Below are 21,870 nucleotides of genomic sequence, written 5' to 3' on the forward strand. Positions count from 1 at the left end.
AAGACATCGCGGGGGAGACCCGCGATGTTTCAGGAGAAGTCGAACGGGGCCAGCTGGAAACCCTGTTCATCCACCTGCAACGCCCAGCCACGCCGGTCCCAGTCGCCCAGCACGATACGCCGTGCCGGCTGGCCATCGACCACCAGCTTGTGCAGCGCCGGCCGATGGGTGTGGCCGTGGACCAGGGTGCGCACGCCGTGGGCGGCCATCACCTTGGGCACTTCCTCGGGGGTGACATCGACGATCTCGGTGCTCTTCATGCGCACCTGCGTGCTGCTTTCGCTACGCAGCTTGCGCGCCAGCTTGTGCCGCGTGCCCAGCGGCAGGTGCCGCAGGATCCACAGGGTCAGCGGGTTGCGCAGGTAACGGCGCAGCTTCATGTAGGCCACGTCGCGGGTGCACAGGGTGTCGCCGTGCATCAGCAGCACCGCCTCGCCACCTAGCTCGACCACGCTGGGGTCGGCCAGCAGGGTGCAGCCGGCGGCGTCGCAGAACGCCTGGCCGATGAGAAAATCGCGGTTGCCGTGCATCAGGTAGATCGCCGTGCCGCTGTCGCTCAGCCGGCGCAGGGCCTGGCAGATCGACTGCTGGAAGGGCGTCATCGCATCGTCGCCGATCCAGGCCTCGAAGAAGTCGCCGAGGATGTACAGCGCCTTGGCGTGGCGGGCGCGGCCGTCGAGCAGATCAAGAAACGCCCGGGTGATGTCCGGGCGTTCTTCTTGCAGGTGCAGATCGGAGATCAGCAGTATCACTCAATGATCTCGGCTTTCTCGATGATCACGTCTTCTTTCGGCACGTCCTGGTGGCCAGACTTGGAACCGGTGGCGACCTTTTCGATGGCGTCGACAACCTCGGTGCCTTCGGTCACTTTACCGAACACGGCGTAGCCCCAGCCTTGGACATTCTTACCGCTGTGGTTGAGGAAGTCGTTGTTCGAGGCGTTGATGAAGAACTGCGCGGAGGCCGAGTGCGGCTCCATGGTACGGGCCATGGCGATGGTGTACTTGTCGTTCTTCAGGCCGTTGTCGGCCTCGTTCTGGATGCTGGCACGCTTGTCACGTTTTTCGTTCATGCCTGGCTCGAAACCGCCGCCCTGGATCATGAAGCCCTTGATCACACGGTGGAACACGACGTTGCTGTAGTGCCCGGCCTTCACATATTCGAGGAAGTTGGCCACGGTGATCGGGGCTTTTTCGTCATTCAGTTCAATGACGATATCGCCGTGGTTGGTGCTCAGTTTGACTTTGGACATGCTGAAATTCGCTCTTTCAAGGCATTCGGGAAATAGGGTGCGCGCTGCGCTCGGACAACCTGACGCAGGATCGGTCAGCCGCGGCACACGCCACTGGGGCGCCATTGTGCCGGATTGTAGACCGCTGCGGCGACAAAACGCGCCACTTTGTCGGTGCTCCGGCTGTCAGCAGCTTGACTGCTTCGGCTATGATAGGCCCTTTGATTCAATCGGCCTACCCGGCCGGCTACCTGCATTCAAGGACACTATGAGCAAGCCCACTGCCGACAACGCGCCAAACGCCGCTGCCAAAGGCGCCCCCGCCGTCCCTGTGAACTTCCTGCGGCCGATCGTCCAGGCCGACCTGGACGCGGGCAAGCACCAGAGCATCGTCACCCGTTTCCCGCCGGAGCCCAACGGCTACCTGCACATCGGCCACGCCAAGTCGATCTGCGTCAACTTCGGCCTGGCCAAGGAATTCGGCGGCGCCTGCCACCTGCGTTTCGACGACACCAACCCGGCCAAGGAAGACCAGGAGTACATCGACTCCATCCAGCGTGACGTCAAGTGGCTGGGCTTCGAGTGGGCAGGCCCGGTGCGCTATGCATCCGACTACTTCGACCAGTTGCACGCCTGGGCCGTGGAGCTGATCAAGTCGGGCAACGCCTACGTCTGCGACCTGACCCCCGAGCAGGCCAAGGAATACCGCGGCAGCCTGACCGAGCCAGGCAAGAACAGCCCGTTCCGCGAGCGCAGCGTCGAGGACAACCTGGACCTGTTCGCCCGCATGAAGGCCGGCGAGTTCAAGGACGGCGAGCGCGTGCTGCGCGCCAAGATCGACATGGCCTCGCCGAACATGAACCTGCGCGACCCGATCCTGTACCGCATTCGCCATGCCCACCACCACCAGACCGGTGACAAGTGGTGCATCTACCCCAACTACGACTTCACCCATGGTCAGTCGGACGCCATCGAAGGCATCACCCACTCGATCTGCACCCTGGAGTTTGAAAGCCACCGTCCGCTGTACGACTGGTTCCTCGACAAGCTGCCGGTGCCGGCGCACCCGCGTCAGTACGAGTTCAGCCGCCTGAACCTGAACTACACCATCACTTCCAAGCGCAAGCTCAAGCAACTGGTGGACGAAGGCCACGTCGAGGCCTGGGACGATCCGCGCATGTCGACCCTGTCGGGCTACCGCCGCCGTGGCTACACCCCGGCCTCGATCCGCAACTTCTGCGAGATGATCGGCACCAACCGTTCCGACGGCGTGGTCGACATGGCGATGCTCGAGTTCAGCATCCGTGACGACCTCGACCGCACCGCGCCGCGCGCCATGTGCGTGCTGCGCCCGCTGAAGGTGGTCATCACCAACTACCCCGAGGGCCAGGTCGAGCAGCTCGAACTGCCGCGCCATCCGAAGGAAGACATGGGCGTGCGCGTGCTGCCGTTCGCCCGCGAGCTGTACATCGACCGCGACGACTTCATGGAAGAGCCGCCCAAGGGCTACAAGCGCCTGGAGCCGGCCGGTGAAGTGCGCCTGCGCGGCAGCTACGTGATCCGCGCCGACGAGGCGATCAAGGACGCCGAAGGCAACATCGTCGAGCTGCGCTGCTCGTACGACCCGGACACCCTGGGCAAGAACCCCGAAGGCCGCAAGGTCAAGGGCGTGATCCACTGGGTGCCGGCTGAAGGCAGCATCGAGTGCGAAGTGCGTCTGTACGACCGTCTGTTCCGCTCGGCCAACCCAGAGAAGACCGAAGACGGCGGCACGTTCCTCGACAACATCAATCCCGATTCGCTGCAGGTGCTCAGCGGTTGTCGCGCGGAACCTTCCCTGGGCCAGGCCCAGCCAGAAGACCGCTTCCAGTTCGAGCGCGAAGGCTACTTCTGCGCCGATCTGAAAGACTCCCAGCCGGGTCGCCCGGTGTTCAACCGCACCGTGACCCTGCGCGACTCGTGGGGCAGCTGAGGAACCTTCGTGCTTACCATCTACAACACGCTGAGCAAGACCAAGGAAGTTTTCAAGCCGCTGGACGGCAACAAGGTGCGCATGTACGTGTGCGGCATGACCGTGTACGACTATTGCCACCTGGGCCACGGCCGCAGCATGGTGGCCTTCGACCTGGTCACCCGCTGGCTGCGCAAGAGCGGCTATGAACTGACCTATGTGCGCAACATCACCGACATCGACGACAAGATCATCAACCGGGCCAACGAGAACGGTGAGTCGTTCGACGCGCTGACCGCCCGAATGATCGACGCGATGCACGAGGACGAGCGCCGCCTGAGCATCCTCAAGCCGGACCTGGAGCCGCGTGCCACCGACCATATCCCCGGCATGCACGCGATGATCCAGACCCTGATCGACAAGGGTTACGCCTACGCGCCGGGCAATGGCGACGTGTACTACCGGGTCGGCAAGTTCGTCGGCTACGGCAAGCTGTCACGCAAGAAGATCGAAGACCTGCGCATCGGCGCGCGCATCGAAGTCGACGAGGCCAAGCAGGACCCGCTGGACTTCGTGCTGTGGAAGGGCGTCAAGCCCGGCGAACCGTACTGGGATTCACCGTGGGGCCCGGGCCGTCCGGGCTGGCACATCGAGTGCTCGGTGATGTCCACCTGCTGCCTGGGCGAGAGCTTCGACATCCACGGTGGCGGCAGCGACCTGGAGTTCCCGCACCACGAGAACGAGATCGCCCAGAGCGAGGCGGCCACCGGCAAGCAATACGCCAACGCCTGGATGCACTGCGGCATGATCCGCATCAATGGCGAGAAGATGTCCAAGTCCTTGAACAACTTCTTCACCATCCGCGACGTGCTCGACAAGTACCACCCGGAAGTGGTGCGTTACCTGCTGGTGGCCAGCCACTATCGCAGCGCGATCAACTACTCCGAGGACAGCCTGCGCGACGCCAAGGGCGCGCTCGAGCGCTTCTACCATGCGCTGCGTGGCCTGCCGCGCGTGGCTGCCCAGGGTGGCGAGGCGTTCGTCGAGCGTTTCACCGTGGCGATGAACGACGACTTCGGCACGCCTGAGGCCTGCGCGGTGCTGTTCGACCTGGTGCGCGAGATCAACCGCCTGCGTGACAGCGACCCCGAGGCCGCCGCCGGCCTGGCCGGTCGTCTGCGCGAGCTGGGGGATGTGCTGGGTGTATTGCAACTGGAAGCCGATGACTTCCTGCGCGCCGGTGCAGAGGGCAAGGTCGATGCCGCCGAAGTGGAGGCGCTGATCCAGGCGCGTCTGCAGGCGCGTAGTGACAAGAACTGGGCCGAATCCGACCGCATCCGCGACCAACTGGCCGCCATGGGCGTGGTGCTGGAAGACAGCAAGGGCACCACCACCTGGCGCCTGGCGGACTGATACTGCAACCGGGGCCGCTGTGCGGCCCAATCGCGGGGCAAACCCGCTCCCACGTCGACGCACCTGCAATTGGGTGTCAACGTGGGAGCGGGCTTGCCCCGCGATGCTTTTCAGGCTGCTACTTTGCCGGCCCCGCCAACGGGCAATGCAGCACCAGTTTTGCCCCACCCAGTGCACTGCTGGCCACCTCCAGCCCGAACCCATGCAGGTCGACAATCGCCGCGACGATCGACAGCCCCAGCCCGAACCCCGCGTGGCGATGGCCTTCCTCGCTGCGGTAGAAGCGCTTCAACACCGCCTCGCGCTCATCCGCCGGAATCCCCGGCCCACTGTCCTCGACAGCAATATGCACGCCGGCCTCGTCCTCGCTGGCGACGATACGCACCTGTCCGCCTTCGGGGGTGAACTTGATGGCATTGCCCACCAGGTTGGCCAGGGCTTCGAACAGCAACTCCCGGTCGCCATGCAGCGCCGCCAACTGCGCAGGCTGCTCCAGGTGCAGGCGAATACCGCCATCCTCGGCCAGCGGCAGGTAGAAGTCATGAAGCTCCACCAGCAGCCCCTGCGGGTCGAGCCGGACGAAGCCGGCGCGGCGCTGGCGGTCTTCCAGTTCGCTGATGCGCAGCAGGCCGCGAAAGCGTGCCATCAGCGTGTCGGTCTCGCCAATCGCCTGGTCCAGCGCCGCGCCTTCCGCGGAGTCGCTGCTGCTTTGCTGGCGGATGCGGTAGAGCTGGGCGCGCAGGCGTGTCAGTGGCGTGCGCAGGTCGTGGGCGATGTTGTCACAGACGCCCTTGACCTCGTGCATCAGCCGCTCGATGCGGTCGAGCATGGCGTTGACGATGGCGGCAAGCATGTCCAATTCGTCGCGCCGGGCCGACAGGGGCAGGCGGTGGGTGAGGTCGCCGGCGACGATCAGCTCGGCCTGGGCCTGGATTGCGCGGATGCGCTTGAGCGGCCGGCGCCGCAGCAGGTACCAGCCGGCAAAGCCAGGGATCAAGGTCAGCGAGATACCCCAGAGCAGGGCATCGAGGATGATTCTTGTCACCACGAACAGCGAGCCGTTGTCGCGCACCAGCACCAGCCAGCGACCGTCCTGCACCTTGATCGCCACGGCATCGCAGCTGTCGCGGGGCAGGTGGGGGTCGTCGGCGTCCAGGCATCGCTTGAGCTCATGGACCTTGCCGTCAAGACCCAGCTCCGAGGGTATTGCACGGATGCGCCCGCCGATCGGGTTGAGCTGGGCGTCGAACAGGCCGTAGGCGTCGAAGCTGCGTTCCTCGAAGGCCTGGCTTGCCACCAGCGCGTCGTCCAGCTGCTTGCCGCTCATGTGGGCGAACAGGTGCTGGCGTTGCAGCATCGAGTGGCGGGTGAGCTTGTTCAGGTAGCTGGTGACCTCGAAGTACAGCACCCCCATGAGGATGCTGCTCCAGGCCACGAACAGGAAACTGTACAGCGCCAGCAGACGGCTGGTGGAGGAGCTCCAGCCCTTAGACGGGTTCGGCAATGGCATAGCCGGAGCCCCGCACGGTGCGAATCAGCGGGTTCTGGCCGGGCGAGTCGATTTTTTTGCGCAGGCGGCCGATGTGCACGTCGATCAGGTTGGTGCCAGGGTCGAAGTGGTAGCCCCAGACCTCCTCGAAGATCATCATCCGGGTGATCACCTGGCCGGAGTGGCGCATCAGGTACTCGAGCAGCTTGTACTCGGTGGGCAGCAGGTTCAGCGCCTGTTCGCCGCGGCGGGCTTCGTGGCTGATCAGGTCCAGCTCGAGGTCGGCGACCTGCAGGCGGGTCTGGGTCATCGGCACGCTGTTGCGGCGCAGCAGCACCTCGACCCGGGCGGCCATCTCGTCGGAGGCGAACGGCTTGGTCAGGTAGTCGTCACCGCCGGCGCGCAGGCCGCGCACACGCTCGTCGACGTCCGACAGCGCACTGATCATCAGGATCGGCGTGGCGATCTTCAGGTTGCGCAGGGTGGTGACGATGGTCAGGCCGTCGACCTCGGGCAGCATGCGGTCCAGGGTGATCAGGTCGTAGCCGCCGGCGATGGCCTTGGCCAGGCCTTCACGGCCATTGTCGGCCCAGTCGACTTCCAGACCGTGGCTGGACAGTTCGGCGACGATTTCCTGGGCGGTGACAGCGTCGTCTTCGATGGTCAGTACGCGTGGCATGCTGGTTCCTGGGCGGCGAGTGGAGACCTGATTGTGCCAAAGAATAGACAACCGGCGATTTAAGAAAAATTCATCTACGCAATACTGCCGTGGCTGACCGGGCGATGGCTCAGCAGTAAAGGAAAAGGGGCGTGCCATTGCTGGCACGCCCCTTTCTCATGACGGCACAGGCTTAAACGACCTTGACGATCCAGCCCGCTGGCGCCTCGACGTCACCGCTCTGGATACCGGTCAGCTCGGCGTACAGCTTCTGCGTCACAGGGCCGACTTCGGTTTCGCTGTGGAATACGTGCAGCTTGCCGTTGTACTGGATGCCACCAATCGGCGTGATCACCGCGGCGGTACCGCAGGCACCGGCTTCGACGAAACGGTCGAGCTTGTCGATTTCCACGTCGCCCTCGATGACCTTCAGGCCCAGGCGCGATTCGGCCAGTTCCATCAGCGACAGGCGGGTGATGCCCGGCAGCACCGAGACCGACTTCGGCGTGACGAATTCGTTGTTGGCGGTGATGCCGAAGAAGTTGGCCGAACCGACTTCCTCGATTTTCTTGTGGGTCAGCGGGTCGAGGTAGATGCAGTCAGCGAAGCCGGCTTTCTTGGCTTCATAGCCTGGCTGCAGGCTGGCCGCGTAGTTGCCGCCGACCTTGGCCGCGCCGGTGCCTTGCGGGGCGGCACGGTCGAAGTCGGAGATGAGGAATTTGTGCGGGGTCATGCCGCCTTTGAAGTACGAACCGACCGGGATGGCGAAGACCGAGAAGATGAACTCGGGGGCGGTGCGCACGCCGATGTTGTCACCGGTGCCGATCACGAACGGACGCAGGTACAGGGCGCCTTTGCCGTGCGGTGGAACGAATTTTTCGTTGGCCTTGACCACCTGCTTGCAGGCTTCGATGAACTGTTCGGTCGAGACGCGTGGCATCAGCAGGCGGTCGCAGCTGCGCTGCATGCGCGCGGCGTTCTGGTCGGGGCGGAACAGGTTGATCGAGCCGTCCTTGCAACGGTAGGCCTTCAGGCCTTCGAAACACTGCTGGCCATAGTGCAGGGCGGTGGAGCCTTCACTGATGTGCAGCACATTGTCTTCGGTCAGGGTGCCCTTGTCCCACTCGCCGTTACGCCATACGGACAGGTAACGTTTGTCAGTCTTGATGTAGTCGAAACCCAGCTTGTCCCAGTTAATGCTTTCGTTACTCATGACACCCTCATTGCTCTTGCCCGAACACGGCGGGCTGCTTTTATATGCGCACCCCGCCACCTTAATACATCCGGCGCGGATCGGGAACGGCCAGTCACACAATCCGCCGGGCGTGTACGTTCGGGTCAGTCGCTGTCGTGATGACGATTACGATGAACGAACAGGCCTGAGCCTGTGCAGAGCAGAAATGTTACCCACATGGACAATTCCACGCCCAGGTACAGGCCATGAGGAAGGAACCGCCAAATCAGCACACCTGCGCCAAGCAGAGACAGCCCAGCCCATTTGCGTACCTTTGCAGCGCGAAGGTTGTGGTAGAGCACGGCTGCTGCAAGTATGAGCAGCGCCGCGGCGATGAAGGCATTCATGGGTGCGCCTGGATAATAAGCGATTGGCTTGACCGTTGCGGTCCGATTCCTCCGCTGACACTCGCCTCTACGTGTACCATCCTGTCGCCCATGTGGTAAGTCGGTAACCTGCTGCTTGCCAGTGGGCCGATGGCCACCCCCAGCGCGGCACCGGTTATTGGCGCGACCAGGCCGACAGGTACGCCAATAGCTGTGCTGATTAGCGCACTGACGTGCCCGCGTTGGTCATTCAGTGCATCGGCTTGTTCTCTGGTGAGCGCCATAGAGATCGATACCCGAACTTGGCATGGACCCTTCGTCTGCATACGGTCGTAGACCTGTATCAAGGTTTCTGTCACTCGATAGCTGGCCTGCCGAGCGCTCGTGAAATCAAGCATTGCAAGCTTTGCGCGGTCTGCTGGATGAATAGTCAGTTCATGAACATCAAGCACGATGCCGCGGTTGGCGATGACTTCATAGGTTTTCTCGAATTGCACTGTGACTTCCCTTTCGTTGCTGGGGCGTGTTTCCCAGGGCCTGACAGTGAAAGGTTTTTGCAGTTGAACGAAGCTCCGTGCTTCCGAATTGGTTGTGGGATTCTTCTGTAATTTTACCCGTGCGAGGGCTGGCCTCAGCGCAAGCGCCGGTTCCAGTCCCCGCCATGATCGCGCCAGCAGGCTTCTTCGCTGTCGAAACGCACATGCCAGGCCACATGGTCCAGCGCGATCCCCGCGTCGCTCAGCGCCTGGCCAGTCAGCGCGATCATCCGTGCCTTGTCCGTGCCGGCCAGCGCGCGAGCCTTGTCGGTGTCGTCGGTGAATACCCAGGTGATGCGCAGGCTGGCGGGGAAGTCGTTGAGGTCCACCTGGTGGGTGAGCCAGGCGAAACCGACGATCTCGCCCTGAGCAGTGGCGCAGGCTTCGGTCAGGCAGGCGACCATCTCCCGCTCCAGGCGCGCCAGGGCACGCTTGCCGCTGGCCATCAGACGTTGTCGATCTGCTGGCAGAAGCGCAGGCGGTTGCCGAACGGGTCGGCAACCTGCATTTCCAGGCCCCAGTCGACCGCCTCGGCCTGCGGGCGGGCGTAGCCGTAGCACTTGGCCAGCAGTTCGCGCTCCAGCGCCTTGAGGTCCTCGACCCGGGCAAACACCGCCGAGCCGGGCGTGGCGTCGCCGTGGTGCTCGGACAGGTGCAGGATCAACCCGTCGCGGTGGATCTGCATGTACAGCGGCAGGTCCGGGGCGAAGCGGTGTTCCCAATCGAGCTGGAAACCCAGGAAATCAAGGTAGAACTCCCGGGCCTTGTCGACCGAGAAGATCCGCAGAATCGGAATGGCGGGGGCGAATTGCATGGGGGCATCCTTGGCTCGAAAAAGGGCAGGGTGGTCACTTTAGCCTACTTCGCCACGCCGGCAGGCACTTGAATTGCGCGTCCGGGCGCAGCCGCTCTGGCCCGCAGCCTTGCGGCATGACTGACGGTTCGAAAGTTTCATCATCGTTCATCTGCGCAGTTGGCCCGCTCCCTGCTATATCCCTCCAGCGAATATTGATCGAGTGGTCAGCCCGGCGCGCCCGCAAGCGCCCCGAGCAGGGCCCTCATCCGGCCGTCAGGCCATGGATTTCAGGGGTTTGAGGATGTCGTTGGCGCAGCAGATCGATCCACCGCAGGCAGACCCGGGCTGGAGCGCCCACCTGCAGTTGCGCTTCATCCAGCGCGATGACGTGACCCGCCTTGGTGCGCGGCGTCATGTCGGACCTCTTTTGGTGCAGCGGCCGTTCTATCCGGAGGGTGCGCCATGCCATGTCTATGTGCTGCACCCGCCAGGGGGCATCGTCGCCGGCGACCGCCTCGAACTTGATGTCCACCTCGAGCCCGGCAGCCATGCCTTGCTGACGATGCCCGGCGCGAGCAAGTTCTACCGCAGCATCGGCCCCACCGCACGGCTCGCCCAGCGCTTTCACCTCGCCGCCGGCAGCACTCTGGAATGGCTGCCGCAGGACAGTATCTTTTTCAATGGCGCCCGCGCCTGCCTCGACAACTGTTTCAGCCTAGAGCCCGGTGCGCGCCTGCTGGCCTGGGAGACGCTGTGCCTGGGTCGCCCGGTGATGAACGAGCGCTTCGAAGAGGGCGCGCTGGACAGCCGCCTGCGCATCGAACTGCCCGGCGACCCCGGCCTGCACGAGCGCCTGCGCATCGAGGGCGGGCAGCTGGGCAAGGTGGCCGGGCACCCGTTGCTCGCCACCTTCTGCGCAGCGCCCGCCGACTCAGCGATGCTGGAGCGGGTGCGTCAGGTTCTCGACGAACTCGACACCCCAGCTGGCGCGACGCTGCTCGGCTCACTGCTGGTGATCCGCCTGCTCGACCACGACAACCAACACCTGCAACGCAACCTGCAGCGCCTCTGGCACCTGCTGCGCCCGGCCGTGCTTGGCCTGGCGCCGTGCCCGCCGCGCATCTGGGCCACCTGAGAGAGCCGCCATGGAGCTGACCCCGCGAGAGAAAGACAAACTGCTGCTGTTCACCGCCGCCTTGCTGGCCGAGCGGCGCTTGGCCCGTGGCCTGAAACTGAACTACCCGGAGGCGGTGGCGTTGATCAGCGCCGCGGTGCTCGAAGGCGCCCGCGATGGCCGCACGGTCGCCGATCTGATGAGCCTGGGCCGCGAGGTGCTGGTGCGCGAGCAGGTGATGGCCGGCGTGCCGGAAATGCTGCACGACGTCCAGGTCGAAGCGACCTTCCCCGACGGCACCAAGCTGGTGACCGTGCATGAACCCATCGTTTGAGGAGGCCGGCATGATTCCCGGAGAAGTCCAGGTCGCCGCAGGCGACATCGAGCTCAATGTCGGCCGCCAGAGCGTCAGCGTCAGCGTGGCCAACCATGGCGACCGCCCGGTGCAGGTGGGCTCGCACTACCACTTCTACGAAGTCAACGACGCCCTGGTGTTCGAGCGCGAGCCGACCCGGGGCTTTCGCCTGGACATCCCGGCCGGCACCGCGGTGCGCTTCGAACCGGGGCAGGCGCGCACCGTGCAACTGGTGGCCTACGCCGGCAAGCGCGAGGTGTATGGCTTTCAGGGCAAGGTGATGGGCGTGTTGGAGGGCAGGGCATGAGCCGCATTTCCCGCCAGGCCTACGCCGACATGTTCGGGCCTACCGTCGGTGACCGCGTGCGCCTGGCCGACACCGCGTTGTGGGTGGAGGTGGAGAAGGACTTCACGATCTACGGCGAGGAGGTCAAGTTCGGCGGCGGCAAGGTGATCCGCGACGGCATGGGCCAGGGCCAGATGCTCGCGGCCGAGGCCATGGACCTGGTGCTGACCAATGCGCTGATCATCGACCACTGGGGCATCGTCAAGGCTGATATCGGCGTCAAGCATGGCCGTATCGCCGCCATCGGCAAGGCCGGCAATCCTGATGTTCAGCCCGGCGTCACGGTACCGGTAGGGCCGGGCACCGAGGTGATCGCCGCCGAAGGCAAGATCGTCACCGCCGGCGGCATCGACTCGCATATCCACTTCATCTGCCCGCAGCAGGTGGAGGAGGCGCTGACCAGCGGCGTGACCACTTTCATCGGCGGCGGCACCGGGCCGGCCACCGGCACCAACGCCACCACCTGCACCCCGGGGCCCTGGTACCTGGCGCGCATGCTCCAGGCCGCCGACTGCCTGCCGATCAACATCGGCCTGCTGGGCAAGGGTAATGCCTCGCGGCCCGAAGCCCTGCGCGAGCAGATCGCCGCTGGCGCCGTGGGCCTCAAGCTGCACGAGGATTGGGGCTCGACGCCTGCTGCCATCGACTGTTGCCTGGGCGTGGCCGAGGAAATGGACATCCAGGTGGCGATCCATACCGACACCCTCAACGAGTCGGGCTGCATCGAGGACACCCTGGCCGCCATCGGCGATCGCACCATCCATACCTTCCACACCGAAGGGGCGGGCGGCGGCCACGCGCCGGACATCATCCGCGCGGCGGGCCAGGCCAACGTGCTGCCGTCCTCGACCAACCCGACACTGCCCTACACCGTGAACACGGTGGACGAGCACCTGGACATGCTCATGGTCTGCCACCACCTGGACCCGAGCATCGCCGAGGACGTCGCCTTCGCCGAATCGCGCATCCGCCGCGAGACCATTGCCGCCGAGGACATCCTCCACGACTTGGGCGCCTTCGCCATGACCTCGTCCGACTCCCAGGCCATGGGTCGGGTCGGTGAGGTGGTGCTGCGCACCTGGCAGGTGGCGCACCAGATGAAGCTGCGCCGCGGCCCGTTGGCCCCGGACAGCAGCTACAGCGACAACTTCCGGGTCAAGCGCTACATCGCCAAGTACACCCTCAACCCGGCGCTGACCCACGGCATCGCCCACGAGGTCGGCTCGGTGGAGGTGGGCAAGCTGGCCGACCTGGTGCTGTGGGCGCCGGCGTTCTTCGCGGTCAAGCCAGCGCTGGTGCTCAAGGGCGGGATGATTGCCACGGCGCCGATGGGCGATATCAACGGCTCGATCCCGACCCCGCAACCGGTGCACTACCGGCCGATGTTCGGCGCCCTGGGCGCGGCCCGGCATGCCACGCGCATGACCTTCCTGCCCCAGGCCGCACTGGATCGTGGCCTGCCCGAGCAACTGAAGCTGCAGAGCCTGATCGGTGTGGCCCACGGTTGCCGGCGGGTCCGCAAGGCCGACATGGTCCACAACACCCTGCAACCGCTGATCGAAGTCGACGCGCAGACCTACCAGGTTCGCGCCGATGGCGAGCTGCTGGTGTGCGAGCCGGCGCACGAGTTGCCGCTGGCGCAGCGTTATTTCCTGTTCTGAAGGAGCGAACATGATTGTCCTCACCCGTCGGATCACTGAGTCCGAAGCCATCACCGGCACCGTCACCCTGGATGTCGACAGCCGCATCAAGAGCCGCCTGCGCGTCACCCTGGACGATGGTCGCGAGGCTGGGCTGATGCTCGAGCGCGGCCATCTGCTGCGAGGCGGTGAACTGGTGGCCGATGCTGAAGGCCAGCAGGTCATCCGCGTGCTCGCTGCTCCCGAGACGGTCTCGACTGTGCGCTGCGCCGATCCGCTCCTGCTGGCCCGCGCCGCCTACCACCTGGGCAACCGCCACGTACCGCTGCAGATCGAGCCGGGCCTGTTGCGCTTCCAGCACGACCATGTGCTCGACGACATGCTGCGTGGCCTGGGGCTGGAGGTGTTGGCCGAACAGGCACCGTTCGAGCCCGAGGCCGGCGCCTACCAGAGCGCACCTCACAGCCATTCCCACGGCCATGACCACCCGTTCGTGCGCCTGCCAGCCCATTTCTGACCTCACCCTGGAGCCCACAATGAAAAAGACGTTCGCCCTGGTACTGCTGATGGTGGCCTTGCCGGCCTTCGCCCATCCTGGCCACGACAGCAACCCGTTGCAGGATGGCCTGCTGCACCCGCTGACCGGCCTCGATCACTTGCTGATGCTGCTTGGCACCGGCGTACTCGCCGCCCTCACTCGACGCAACCTGACCTTGCCATTGGCGACCCTGGCCGCGATGTTCGGCGGCGCGGTGTGTGGCCATCTGTTCGGCGATGTGGTCGGCATGGAGCAGATGATCCTCGGCTCGCTGCTGGTGGCCGCCGCCGCCATGCTGTTGCCGAGCCGTCAGCTGCTGCTGTCGCTGATCATGCCGGTATTCGCCCTGTTCCACGGTTGGGCCCATGGCGTGGAAGCCACCCCCAGCGCGTTCTGGCAGTTCAGTGCCGGTTTCGTCACGGTCAGCGGCCTGCTGCTGGCGGCGGGCTTTGGCGTCGGTTGCCTGCTGCGGCGCCATGCCGGCCTGCAGAAGGCCTTCGGCGGCGGCTTGCTGGCGGGCGCCGCTCTGGTGCTGGCCGGCTGATGCACAGCGACCTGGCGCTGCTGCGCTTGCTGCAGTTGGCCAGCCCCGGCTTGCCGGTGGGCGGCTTCACCTACTCGCAAGGCCTGGAATGGGCCGTGGAAGCCGGTTGGGTGAAGGACGCCAAAGGCTTCGCCGCCTGGCAGCGCGAGCAGTTGCACGACACCCTCGGCTACCTGGACTGGCCGTTGCTGGCGCGCCTGTACAAGGCCTGCCAGGCGGACGATGCCGACGCCTTCGCGCATTGGAGCCAGTTTCTTTTGGCCAACCGCGAGACCGCCGAACTGCGCCTTGAGGAACGGCAGCGTGGCAGCGCCCTGGCGCGTCTGCTCGATGGCTGGCAACTGGGGCAGGAGCCTGCCTGGCGCGCCAGCCTTGAGCTCAGCCAGCTGGGCGGCATGGCCTGGCTCGGGGCGTACTGGTCGATCCCGCTGCGCCAGCTCGCCCTGGGCCATGGCTTTGCCTGGCTCGAAGGCGCGGTGATGGCGGGGGTGAAGCTGGTGCCGTTCGGCCAGCAGGCCGCCCAGACCCTGCTGCGCGACTTGGGCGAGGAACTGCCTGCCGTGCTCGATCATGCCCTGACCCTGGACGACGAACAACTAGGCGGTGGCCTGCCACTGCTGGCCATCGCTTCGTCGCGCCATGAAACCCAATACACCCGTTTGTTCCGTTCCTGAGGACTGCCACGATGCAAAACTACCAGCAACCCCTGCGTGTCGGCGTCGGCGGCCCGGTCGGCTCCGGCAAGACCGCGCTGCTCGAAGCCCTGTGCAAGGCCATGCGTGATCACTACCAGATCGCCGTGGTGACCAATGACATCTACACCAAGGAAGACCAGCGCATCCTCACCGAAGCCGGGGCCTTGGAGCCTGAGCGTATCGTTGGCGTCGAGACCGGCGGCTGCCCGCACACGGCGATCCGCGAGGACGCCTCGATGAACCTGGCCGCCGTCGAGGCGCTGGCGCGCCAGTTCGGCAACCTCGAGGTGATCTTCGTCGAGAGTGGCGGGGACAACCTCAGCGCCACCTTCAGCCCGGAACTGGCCGACCTGACCATCTATGTGATCGATGTCGCCGAGGGCGAGAAGATCCCGCGCAAGGGCGGGCCGGGCATCACCAAGTCGGACTTCCTGGTGATCAACAAGACCGACCTGGCGCCCTATGTGGGGGCGTCGCTGGAGGTGATGGAGCGCGACACCCGACGCATGCGCCCGGAGCGGCCGTGGACGTTCAGCAACCTGAAGAAGGGCGAGGGGCTGCAGGCAGTGATCGATTTCATCGTCGAGCGCGGGATGCTGGGGGTTGGGCGGTAGAGGGCAGCAGCCGTGAGGCCGAGCGCAGCCCGCGCGGCCTCACGGCGGCTGGCCCGGTACCTTGGCGCCGACATGTCCTCCAGTACTATTTCCCACAAGCTAGCGGAGTGCTTTAAAGCGGCGAAGTGGTCTTTTCCTAACGCTGCCTGGGATGAATGACAGATAGAGTCTGTCGGGCTGCAGGAGAAAATGCTTCGTCTGCGCTAATGAAACCAGAAATTACTGAAAGGACACTGTATGAAAAAGGTTGTATCGGCCGCGTTGCTGGTATCTGCAAGCTTGACCCAGATAGCCTATGGCAATGAGCCGGCGAGCTCTCCCAAGGGCGCTTCACCGTTTTTCCAAAGCAGCATTGCGCAGAAGACGCTGCAGGTTGCCGCCACGTTCATCGGTGACGTTGGATCAAGCGTATGCCCGGCCGGGACGGCTCGAAGTTCAGCCGGCGACTGTCAGCCTCCTATTGAGTTCGACTGATATAACTCGGGGTGGGCAGCTCAGTGAAATGGCGAACATAACTGCATTCCCCTCAGGGCCGCAGCGATTGGCCAATGCATTGAAGTCAAAAAGAACCGTCTCATCTACACCCGCATCAGCGTGCTCTTGATGACCGAGTCCACCGCGGCAACCGTCCCTCCGCTAAGCGCTCTCTATCAAGCACATCGCGACTGGCTCCAGCGACGCCTGGACTACGCCAATATCACCGCCCGCCTGCGGGTCAGTGAGCGTCAGTGAGCGCACGGTCAAGCGCTACATGGTCAGGGCCTGCGAGCATTGCCTGTTGGTGGCGCTGTGAACGCGCGCACTCAGCGCATCACCCTCCAACAGGTGCATTGCGGATGTCCCTGAACTCTCTGATTCGCCCCTTGCCCACGCCTGTGCGCCAGCGTGCAAAATGTGCTCGACATCGCCTACTGGCCTGACCTGGCGGGTATCGGCAACGGTCGGTTTCTGATGCCTAGCGGGCCAAGGCCTGGTTCGGCTTGTAGAACAGGAAGTGCGTCGTCTGGGCCGTCTTGCGATAGGCCTTGGCCCAGTCGGGGCGGACGCTACGGTCATGGAAATACAGGGCGCCGCCGGTGGGGTCCTTGAGCTGCTGGTTGAGTGCCTTGCGGGCGATTTCCTTGGCCACGGCGTAGCGCTGCGCTTCTTCCACCTGATCGGGGCGCCCGTCGCACCACCAGGAGAACTGGCAGCTCTTGCTCTCAACTCCCTGCTTGACCACCGCGCAGATACTGTCGGGGAAGCCTTCGTGGCCGAGGCGATTGAGCACCACGCTGGCCACCGCGCTCATGTCCTCGGCGTCGGCGCCCTTGGCTTCCCAGTAGATGGTGCGGGCCAGGCAGGTGATGCTGTCGTCCATCGGCGCCTGGCCCGCCGGGTCGACGGCCTGGACTTCGCCGGGAGTCAGGGTTTCCTGTTTTTTCGGCGGCGGGGCGTCCTCGACCACCTTCTCCTCGAGCACCTGCGCCTTGTCTTCGGCAACGGCGGCCTGCTGGCTGTCAGCGGCGGGGAGGGGGCCTGCGAGCAGGGTCAGGGACACACCGAACAGCATCCACGCAAGGCGCATGATCGAGACTCCGCGAGAGGGCTGCTCACAGTCTAGCCGTTCGGCTTCAATTCAGTGTCAGGCTCAGCACCAGGGGCAGGGTCGCGGCGGCGGTGATGGTCTGCAGGGCGATGATGGTGGCCATCAACGGTGCATTGCCGCCCATCTGCCGGGCCATCACATAGGACGAGGAAGCGGTGGGCAGTGCCTGGAACAGCACCGCCACCACCGCTGCCTGGCCACCCAGCCCGAGCAACCGGCACAGGCCCCAGGTAGTCACCGGCATGACCAGGAACTTGAATAGCGACGCCGCCAGCACCGGCCTGACCTGCTGGCCCAGTCGCGCCCCGCCGAGCGCCGCGCCGACGCACAGCAAGCCAAGCGGCAGCGCCGCCTGGCCCAGGGCCTTGACCGTGGGCTCCAGGCCGACCGGCAGGCCGAGGCCGGTTACCCGTAGCAACAGGCCAGCCGCGCAGCCGATGATCAACGGGTTGGCGAAGATCGCCTTGAGCACTGTGGTCGGTGAGCTGTGGCGTGCGCTGAAGCGGGCGAATACCAGCACACAGAGCAGGTTGACCAGCGGCACGATGGCGGCGTTGGCCACCGCCGCCAGGGCGATGCCGGCAGTGCCGTAGAGGCCGGCGGCCAGGGTGGCGCCAATGTAGTTGTTGAAGCGCACGCCACCCTGGAACACCGAGGTGAAGTCGCCGCCGTCATGGCTGGCGACGCCCTGGTAGAGCACCAGCAGCAGGGCGCCGAGCAGGGTCGAGAGCATCAGCACGCCGACCATGCCCAGTACCGGCACGCCTTCAAGGTTGGCGGTGGCCAGGCCGTGCAGGAACAACGACGGCAGCAGCACGTAATAGCTCAGGCGTTCGGCGCCGGGCCAGAAGGTTTCGGCGAGAAAGCCACGGACCCGCAGCCAGGTGCCCAGGGCGATGAGCAGGATGATCGGGACGAGAGTAGTGAGCAGCAGGTGGAGCATGGCGGGTGGTCCGTGGCCGGGTACGGGCACAGACTAGCGGAGTTGAGTGAGCAGAAAAAACGGTGTTTTCTTGAGTGACCGTTGAGAAAAAATGCATTGTCCAGGGCGGCTGCGCAGCGCTTTCGTCGGCGTTCAAGCCTCGAGCGCGGTCTTCAACACCGCGCTCAGGTGCCGCCGCTGGCTCTTTTCATGTTCCAGCAGCACCATGCGCCGGGTCAGCTGCGGTTCACCGAAGGGCAGCACGGTGGCAGCGGGCAGCCGTTCCAGGTCGTCATCGCTCATGGGGATGACCGCCACCCCGAGCCCCATGGCCGCCATGCGCGCCAGGGCCTCCTGGCTGTCCAGCTCCATCTGCTCGTTGACCTGCAGGCGCTGACGGCGCAGTTCCTGTTCGATCTGGCGGCCGGCCCAGGCGCGTTTGTCGAAGCGCAGGAACGGCTGGCTGGCGAGCAGCGCAGACAAGCTCTGGCCTGCCAGATCCGGGCTGGCGATGGCCCAGAATCGGTCCTCGAACAGCGGCGTGTACTGCAGGCTTTGCGGGTAGGGGCTGACCGGTTCGGTAGTGATCGCCGCGTCCAGCTCGCCATCTTCGACCCGCCGGGCGAGTTCCGCAGACATGCCCGACACCACGCTGACATGCAGCTCGGGGTGGTGCGCCTTGATCCACACCAGTGCCCTGGGCAGGCGCCGGGCGAGTACGGTGTGGATCGCCCCGATACGCAGGCGACCGCGCAGGCTCGGGCCGCTGGCCAGGGTGTCGGCCAGTTCGTCGTAGGCAGCCAGGATGCCTTCGGCGCGGGCCACCGCCAGCTGCCCGGCCTCGGTCAGCATTACCTGGCGGCGGCTGCGGTCGAACAGGGCGACCTGCAGCTCGTCTTCCAGGGTCTTGATGTGCAGGCTCACCGCCGAGGGCGTCAAGCTCAGCAGGTCGGCGGCGCGGGCGAAGGTGCCATGGCGGGCGATGGTGACCAGGGTGCGCAGGGCTTTGAGGGACACGCGGGGCTCCGGTTCGTGACGTGGCGGGCTCACCCTGTCGAGGGCAATAGGTACGATACGCGAATGCGAGCCTCAACGCCCGGGGCGTCCGTATGCCTGGCTGATGCGGTCGATCACCATCGCCAGCGCGACGATCGCCAGGCCCGCCTCGACGCCTTGGCCAACGTTGAGGGTCTGGATACCGGCCAGCACGTCCTCGCCCAGCCCGCGGGCGCCGATCATCGAGGCGACCACCACCATCGACAGGGCCATCATCACCGACTGGTTGAGCCCGGCCATGATGCTTGGCAGGGCCAGCGGCAAGGCGATGCGTCGCAGCCGTTGCCAGCGGCTGGCACCCAGGCCGTGGGCGGCCTGCAGCAGCGACGGGTCAATCTGCGAAAGGCCCAGCTCGGTCAGGCGCACCAGCGGCGGCAGGGCGTAGATCAGGGTGGCGAACACTGCCGGCACCTTGCCCAGGCCGAACAGCATCAGTACCGGGATCAGGTAGACGAAGGCCGGCAGGGTCTGCATCACGTCGAGCACCGGCAGGATCAGGCGCCGGGCCAGGGGCCGGGTGGCCAGCAGGATGCCCAGCGGCACCCCGATCAGCACGCACAGGCCGGTGCTGACCAGCACCAGGGCGAGGGTCTGCAGCAGCTTGTCCCACAGCCCGAGCATGCCAATCAGTGCCAGCAGTAGTGGCAGCATCAACGCCCGGACCAGGCTGCGGCTGGCATGCCAGGCCAGCAGGCCGACCAGCACCAGCAGCAGCCACCAGGGCAGCAGGCGGAGCAGGTTTTCCAGGCCTAGCAGCAGTTGCAGCAACTGGTCGGAGACGGTGCGCAGATGGTCGCCATAGTGCAGGACCAGCCAGTCGACCAGGCGGTTGACCCAAGCGGCGAAAGAAAATTGCAGGGCTTCGGGAAAACCACCGCTCACAGGCCGGCCTCGACCTTGGCGGCGTTTTCGGCGGGCAGCCAGGCCTTCCACACCGCGGGGTTGTCACGCAGGAAGGCGATCGCCGCGTCGCGAGGTTTCTGCCGGGTTTCGCTCATGTCGGCGAGTGCCTTGTTCAGGGTGTCGATGGGCAGGTCGACTTTCTCGAATACGGCGACCAGGTCCGGGTGGGCGTCACGAAACGCCTTCGACACCCCGATCGAGAGCTTGGCCGGCAACGAACGGCTGCCTTTGGGAGCGGGATTGGCGGGATCTGTGAGGGTGGCCCAGGCGGCTGCATCGAACGGGGGCTCTTCGAGGCGTACCAGGTCGTAGCGGCCCATCAGCGGAGTAGGGCTCCAGTAGTAGAACAGCACGGGCTTGCCGAGCTTGATCTTGGCGGTGATCTCGGCGTCGAGGGCCGCGCCGGTGCCGCTGCGGAAGTTGTTGTACAGCCCGTCCAGGCCATAGGCCTTGAGCTTCTGGCTGTTGACGGTCTCGGAAGTCCAGCCGCTGGGGCTGTTGAGGAAGCGGCCCTTGCCGGGCGCCTCGGGGTCGTCGAATACCTGGGGGTAGCGTTTGAGGTCGTCGACGCTGCGCAAGTCCGGCGCAAGGGGTTCGAGGTTGCGTGCCGGGTCGCCCTTTATGATGTAGGCCGGTACCCACCAGCCTTCCTCCGCGTTCTTCACCGTGTCGCCCAGGGCGAACACCTGGCCGGCCTGCTCGGCCTTGACCCAGGCTGGGCTGCGCCCGGCCCATTCCTCGGCGATCACTTGCAGGTCGTTGCGCGCCAGGGCCACTTCCATGCTCACGGTGCTGCCGGGCAGGGTGTCGGTGGGGTAGTCGTAGCCACGTTCGACGATCAGGCGCAGGATCTCGGTGGTCAGTGCGCCGCTTTCCCAGCCGATAGCGCCGAAGTGGATGGGTTGCTCTGCCGCAGCGGCGGAGTCGGTGCTGGCCAGGCCGAAGGCAAGGAGCAGGCTGGCCAGCAGGGTAGGAACTTTCTTCATCGGGGCCTCGTCGGTGCCGGTCCGTGGGTTCCGGCAAAAGTGTAGACGACGAGGCTTTGCAGCCGAGACCACCTGCGAGCGGCCCTGGCGTTTGGCAGTTAAACGCGGAACTGATCCATCAACCCCTGCTGCTGGTTGGCCAGGCTGTTGAGCGACTGGCTGACCCGTGCCGATTCGTTGGCCTGGCCGCTCAGCGACTCGGTCACGTCACGGATGGTGGCGACGTTGCTGTTGATCTCCTCGGCCACCGCGCTCTGTTCCTCGGCGGCGCTGGCGATCTGCAGGTTCATGTCGGTGATCACGGTCACCGCCTGGCCGATGCGCTGCAGCGCGGTAACGGCCTGGCCGACCTGTTCCACGCCACCCTGGGCCTGGCGATGGCTGCTGTCCATGGCGCCGACCACTTCCTGAGTGCCGGCCTGCAGGGCCTCGATCACCTGGCGTGTTTCCTCCACCGACTCCTGGGTGCGGCGCGCCAGGTTGCGCACTTCGTCGGCGACCACGGCGAAGCCGCGGCCAGCCTCGCCGGCACGGGCCGCCTCGATCGCGGCGTTGAGCGCCAGCAGGTTGGTCTGCTCGGCGATCGAGCGGATGACCTCGAGCACCGAACCGATCTTCTCGCTGTTGCGCGCCAGGCCCTCGACCTGGGCCATGGCGCCGCTCATGTCGGCGGCCAGGGTGTCGATGCTGGTGGTGGTGCGGTCGATCACCGCCAGGCCTTCGCGGGTGGCCTGGTCGGCTTCACGCGCGGCCTGGGCGGCCTGGGCCGCGCTGCGGGCGACATCCTGGGCAGTGGCGCTCATTTCGTGGGAGGCGGTGGCCACCTGGTCGACCTGGCGGTACTGCTGCTCCATGCCGGCGCTGGTCTCGGCGGCGATGGCCGCGGACTGGTCGGCGGTGCCGCGGGCGGCCTGGACCGAGCGCTTGACCTCGGC

At 65.4% G+C, this 21,870-nt stretch carries 26 protein-coding genes; 11 read left to right on the plus strand and 15 right to left on the minus strand.

The annotated features are described in order from the left end of the window. Nucleotides 1–29: 29 nt before the first annotated feature. Nucleotides 30–752 carry a UDP-2,3-diacylglucosamine diphosphatase gene (locus tag ACVWY1_RS08220; protein ID WP_110699389.1) on the minus strand — a complete coding sequence of 241 codons (723 nt, stop codon included), beginning with the start codon at nt 750–752 and terminating at the stop codon, nt 30–32. After that, nucleotides 749–1,252: a peptidylprolyl isomerase gene (locus ACVWY1_RS08225; protein ID WP_110699387.1), complete on the minus strand. Its 504-nt coding sequence runs from the start codon at nt 1,250–1,252 to the stop codon at nt 749–751. Before ACVWY1_RS08225 ends, ACVWY1_RS08220 begins: the two co-directional genes overlap by 4 nt. A gap of 247 nt (nt 1,253–1,499) precedes the next feature. On the opposite strand from ACVWY1_RS08225, the gene ACVWY1_RS08230 reads away from it, so the two are divergent. Continuing rightward, nucleotides 1,500–3,203 carry a glutamine--tRNA ligase/YqeY domain fusion protein gene (locus ACVWY1_RS08230; protein WP_102682320.1) on the plus strand — a complete coding sequence of 568 codons (1,704 nt, stop codon included), beginning with the start codon at nt 1,500–1,502 and terminating at the stop codon, nt 3,201–3,203. A 9-nt stretch (nt 3,204–3,212) separates the two neighbouring features. Then, nucleotides 3,213–4,595 carry a cysteine--tRNA ligase gene (gene cysS / locus ACVWY1_RS08235; protein WP_038705999.1) on the plus strand — a complete coding sequence of 461 codons (1,383 nt, stop codon included), beginning with the start codon at nt 3,213–3,215 and terminating at the stop codon, nt 4,593–4,595. Nucleotides 4,596–4,713: 118 nt separating this feature from the next. Here the strand turns inward: cysS and ACVWY1_RS08240 are convergent, their stop codons facing one another. The 7 genes from ACVWY1_RS08240 to ACVWY1_RS08270 all read right to left on the minus strand — a co-directional run bounded on the left by ACVWY1_RS08240 (nt 4,714) and on the right by ACVWY1_RS08270 (nt 9,652). Continuing rightward, entirely contained in the window at nt 4,714–6,105 is a 1,392-nt protein-coding gene (locus ACVWY1_RS08240; protein ID WP_277503800.1) for a sensor histidine kinase, read from the minus strand. Beyond that, nucleotides 6,083–6,763: a response regulator transcription factor gene (locus ACVWY1_RS08245; RefSeq protein WP_038706001.1), complete on the minus strand. Its 681-nt coding sequence runs from the start codon at nt 6,761–6,763 to the stop codon at nt 6,083–6,085. Before ACVWY1_RS08245 ends, ACVWY1_RS08240 begins: the two co-directional genes overlap by 23 nt. 172 nt (nt 6,764–6,935) lie before the next feature. Then, complete coding sequence (locus ACVWY1_RS08250) at nt 6,936–7,955, minus strand: branched-chain amino acid aminotransferase (RefSeq protein WP_038706002.1); 1,020 nt, start codon at nt 7,953–7,955, stop codon at nt 6,936–6,938. 125 nt (nt 7,956–8,080) lie between these two features. Next, nucleotides 8,081–8,323 carry a hypothetical protein gene (locus ACVWY1_RS08255; protein WP_277503802.1) on the minus strand — a complete coding sequence of 81 codons (243 nt, stop codon included), beginning with the start codon at nt 8,321–8,323 and terminating at the stop codon, nt 8,081–8,083. Further along, a complete protein-coding gene (locus tag ACVWY1_RS08260) occupies nt 8,320–8,799 on the minus strand; it encodes a hypothetical protein (RefSeq protein WP_277503804.1) in 480 nt (159 codons plus the stop codon). The genes ACVWY1_RS08255 and ACVWY1_RS08260 overlap by 4 nt, the downstream gene beginning before the upstream one ends. Nucleotides 8,800–8,933: 134 nt before the next feature. Further along, entirely contained in the window at nt 8,934–9,287 is a 354-nt protein-coding gene (locus ACVWY1_RS08265; RefSeq protein WP_110699731.1) for a hypothetical protein, read from the minus strand. Beyond that, nucleotides 9,284–9,652, minus strand: coding sequence for a glyoxalase superfamily protein (locus ACVWY1_RS08270; RefSeq protein WP_277503805.1), 369 nt, complete (start codon nt 9,650–9,652; stop codon nt 9,284–9,286). The genes ACVWY1_RS08265 and ACVWY1_RS08270 overlap by 4 nt, the downstream gene beginning before the upstream one ends. A 283-nt stretch (nt 9,653–9,935) precedes the next feature. Here ACVWY1_RS08270 and ACVWY1_RS08275 point away from each other — a divergent pair, with 283 nt between their 5' ends. From ACVWY1_RS08275 to ACVWY1_RS08315, 9 genes are all read left to right on the plus strand, one after another. Beyond that, complete coding sequence (locus ACVWY1_RS08275; protein ID WP_457378100.1) at nt 9,936–10,769, plus strand: urease accessory protein UreD; 834 nt, start codon at nt 9,936–9,938, stop codon at nt 10,767–10,769. A 10-nt stretch (nt 10,770–10,779) separates the two neighbouring features. Next, nucleotides 10,780–11,082: an urease subunit gamma gene (locus ACVWY1_RS08280; RefSeq protein ID WP_139670924.1), complete on the plus strand. Its 303-nt coding sequence runs from the start codon at nt 10,780–10,782 to the stop codon at nt 11,080–11,082. A gap of 10 nt (nt 11,083–11,092) precedes the next feature. Next, on the plus strand, nt 11,093–11,410 hold the full coding sequence (locus tag ACVWY1_RS08285) for an urease subunit beta (RefSeq protein WP_110699374.1): 318 nt from the start codon (nt 11,093–11,095) through the stop codon (nt 11,408–11,410). Next, nucleotides 11,407–13,110, plus strand: coding sequence for an urease subunit alpha (ureC, locus tag ACVWY1_RS08290; RefSeq protein WP_102682313.1), 1,704 nt, complete (start codon nt 11,407–11,409; stop codon nt 13,108–13,110). The genes ACVWY1_RS08285 and ureC overlap by 4 nt, the downstream gene beginning before the upstream one ends. 10 nt (nt 13,111–13,120) lie before the next feature. Continuing rightward, nucleotides 13,121–13,606, plus strand: a complete 486-nt coding sequence (ureE, locus tag ACVWY1_RS08295) for an urease accessory protein UreE (protein WP_457378101.1) — start codon at nt 13,121–13,123, stop codon at nt 13,604–13,606. A 19-nt stretch (nt 13,607–13,625) separates the two neighbouring features. Next, entirely contained in the window at nt 13,626–14,171 is a 546-nt protein-coding gene (locus ACVWY1_RS08300; RefSeq protein ID WP_110699368.1) for a HupE/UreJ family protein, read from the plus strand. Further along, nucleotides 14,171–14,845 carry an urease accessory protein UreF gene (locus tag ACVWY1_RS08305; protein ID WP_277503810.1) on the plus strand — a complete coding sequence of 225 codons (675 nt, stop codon included), beginning with the start codon at nt 14,171–14,173 and terminating at the stop codon, nt 14,843–14,845. The genes ACVWY1_RS08300 and ACVWY1_RS08305 overlap by 1 nt, the downstream gene beginning before the upstream one ends. Before the next feature lie 11 nt (nt 14,846–14,856). Continuing rightward, nucleotides 14,857–15,480 (plus strand): urease accessory protein UreG, encoded by a 624-nt coding sequence (ureG, locus tag ACVWY1_RS08310; protein ID WP_102682309.1) that lies wholly within the window; start codon nt 14,857–14,859, stop codon nt 15,478–15,480. 237 nt (nt 15,481–15,717) lie between these two features. Continuing rightward, the gene (locus ACVWY1_RS08315) at nt 15,718–15,954 is read left to right on the plus strand and encodes a hypothetical protein (protein ID WP_277503811.1); all 237 of its coding nucleotides are present in this window, start codon (nt 15,718–15,720) and stop codon (nt 15,952–15,954) included. Nucleotides 15,955–16,435: 481 nt separating this feature from the next. On the opposite strand, the gene ACVWY1_RS08320 is transcribed toward ACVWY1_RS08315, so the two are convergent. From ACVWY1_RS08320 to ACVWY1_RS08345, 6 genes are all read right to left on the minus strand, one after another. After that, nucleotides 16,436–17,047, minus strand: coding sequence for a cell wall hydrolase (locus ACVWY1_RS08320; protein WP_198754561.1), 612 nt, complete (start codon nt 17,045–17,047; stop codon nt 16,436–16,438). Nucleotides 17,048–17,093: 46 nt separating this feature from the next. Continuing rightward, nucleotides 17,094–18,011, minus strand: coding sequence for an AEC family transporter (locus tag ACVWY1_RS08325; protein WP_457378102.1), 918 nt, complete (start codon nt 18,009–18,011; stop codon nt 17,094–17,096). A gap of 132 nt (nt 18,012–18,143) precedes the next feature. Further along, nucleotides 18,144–19,007: a LysR family transcriptional regulator gene (locus tag ACVWY1_RS08330; protein WP_094011215.1), complete on the minus strand. Its 864-nt coding sequence runs from the start codon at nt 19,005–19,007 to the stop codon at nt 18,144–18,146. Nucleotides 19,008–19,079: 72 nt separating this feature from the next. Continuing rightward, nucleotides 19,080–19,928 (minus strand): ABC transporter permease, encoded by an 849-nt coding sequence (locus ACVWY1_RS08335; RefSeq protein ID WP_102682305.1) that lies wholly within the window; start codon nt 19,926–19,928, stop codon nt 19,080–19,082. Beyond that, nucleotides 19,925–20,935, minus strand: coding sequence for an ABC transporter substrate-binding protein (locus ACVWY1_RS08340; RefSeq protein ID WP_457378103.1), 1,011 nt, complete (start codon nt 20,933–20,935; stop codon nt 19,925–19,927). Before ACVWY1_RS08340 ends, ACVWY1_RS08335 begins: the two co-directional genes overlap by 4 nt. A gap of 98 nt (nt 20,936–21,033) precedes the next feature. Then, complete coding sequence (locus ACVWY1_RS08345) at nt 21,034–21,789, minus strand: methyl-accepting chemotaxis protein (protein WP_371041468.1); 756 nt, start codon at nt 21,787–21,789, stop codon at nt 21,034–21,036. Between the last annotated feature and the right edge of the window lie 81 nt (nt 21,790–21,870).

The organism is Pseudomonas sp. TE6288, assembly GCF_054062095.1.

Coding starts and splice junctions, on each gene's coding strand:
- ACVWY1_RS08255 (WP_277503802.1), bottom strand. CDS start 8,323: ATGAATGCCTTCATCGCCGCGGCGCTGCTCATACTTGCAGCAGCCGTG.
- ACVWY1_RS08245 (WP_038706001.1), bottom strand. CDS start 6,763: ATGCCACGCGTACTGACCATCGAAGACGACGCTGTCACCGCCCAGGAA.
- ACVWY1_RS08305 (WP_277503810.1), top strand. CDS start 14,171: ATGCACAGCGACCTGGCGCTGCTGCGCTTGCTGCAGTTGGCCAGCCCC.
- ACVWY1_RS08270 (WP_277503805.1), bottom strand. CDS start 9,652: ATGCAATTCGCCCCCGCCATTCCGATTCTGCGGATCTTCTCGGTCGAC.
- ACVWY1_RS08225 (WP_110699387.1), bottom strand. CDS start 1,252: ATGTCCAAAGTCAAACTGAGCACCAACCACGGCGATATCGTCATTGAA.
- ureC (WP_102682313.1), top strand. CDS start 11,407: ATGAGCCGCATTTCCCGCCAGGCCTACGCCGACATGTTCGGGCCTACC.
- ACVWY1_RS08315 (WP_277503811.1), top strand. CDS start 15,718: ATGAAAAAGGTTGTATCGGCCGCGTTGCTGGTATCTGCAAGCTTGACC.
- ACVWY1_RS08320 (WP_198754561.1), bottom strand. CDS start 17,047: ATGCGCCTTGCGTGGATGCTGTTCGGTGTGTCCCTGACCCTGCTCGCA.
- ACVWY1_RS08240 (WP_277503800.1), bottom strand. CDS start 6,105: ATGCCATTGCCGAACCCGTCTAAGGGCTGGAGCTCCTCCACCAGCCGT.
- ACVWY1_RS08345 (WP_371041468.1), bottom strand. CDS start 21,789: ATGGAGCAGCAGTACCGCCAGGTCGACCAGGTGGCCACCGCCTCCCAC.
- ACVWY1_RS08300 (WP_110699368.1), top strand. CDS start 13,626: ATGAAAAAGACGTTCGCCCTGGTACTGCTGATGGTGGCCTTGCCGGCC.
- ureE (WP_457378101.1), top strand. CDS start 13,121: ATGATTGTCCTCACCCGTCGGATCACTGAGTCCGAAGCCATCACCGGC.
- ACVWY1_RS08340 (WP_457378103.1), bottom strand. CDS start 20,935: ATGAAGAAAGTTCCTACCCTGCTGGCCAGCCTGCTCCTTGCCTTCGGC.
- ACVWY1_RS08275 (WP_457378100.1), top strand. CDS start 9,936: ATGTCGTTGGCGCAGCAGATCGATCCACCGCAGGCAGACCCGGGCTGG.
- ureG (WP_102682309.1), top strand. CDS start 14,857: ATGCAAAACTACCAGCAACCCCTGCGTGTCGGCGTCGGCGGCCCGGTC.
- ACVWY1_RS08250 (WP_038706002.1), bottom strand. CDS start 7,955: ATGAGTAACGAAAGCATTAACTGGGACAAGCTGGGTTTCGACTACATC.
- ACVWY1_RS08280 (WP_139670924.1), top strand. CDS start 10,780: ATGGAGCTGACCCCGCGAGAGAAAGACAAACTGCTGCTGTTCACCGCC.
- ACVWY1_RS08230 (WP_102682320.1), top strand. CDS start 1,500: ATGAGCAAGCCCACTGCCGACAACGCGCCAAACGCCGCTGCCAAAGGC.
- ACVWY1_RS08285 (WP_110699374.1), top strand. CDS start 11,093: ATGATTCCCGGAGAAGTCCAGGTCGCCGCAGGCGACATCGAGCTCAAT.
- ACVWY1_RS08325 (WP_457378102.1), bottom strand. CDS start 18,011: ATGCTCCACCTGCTGCTCACTACTCTCGTCCCGATCATCCTGCTCATC.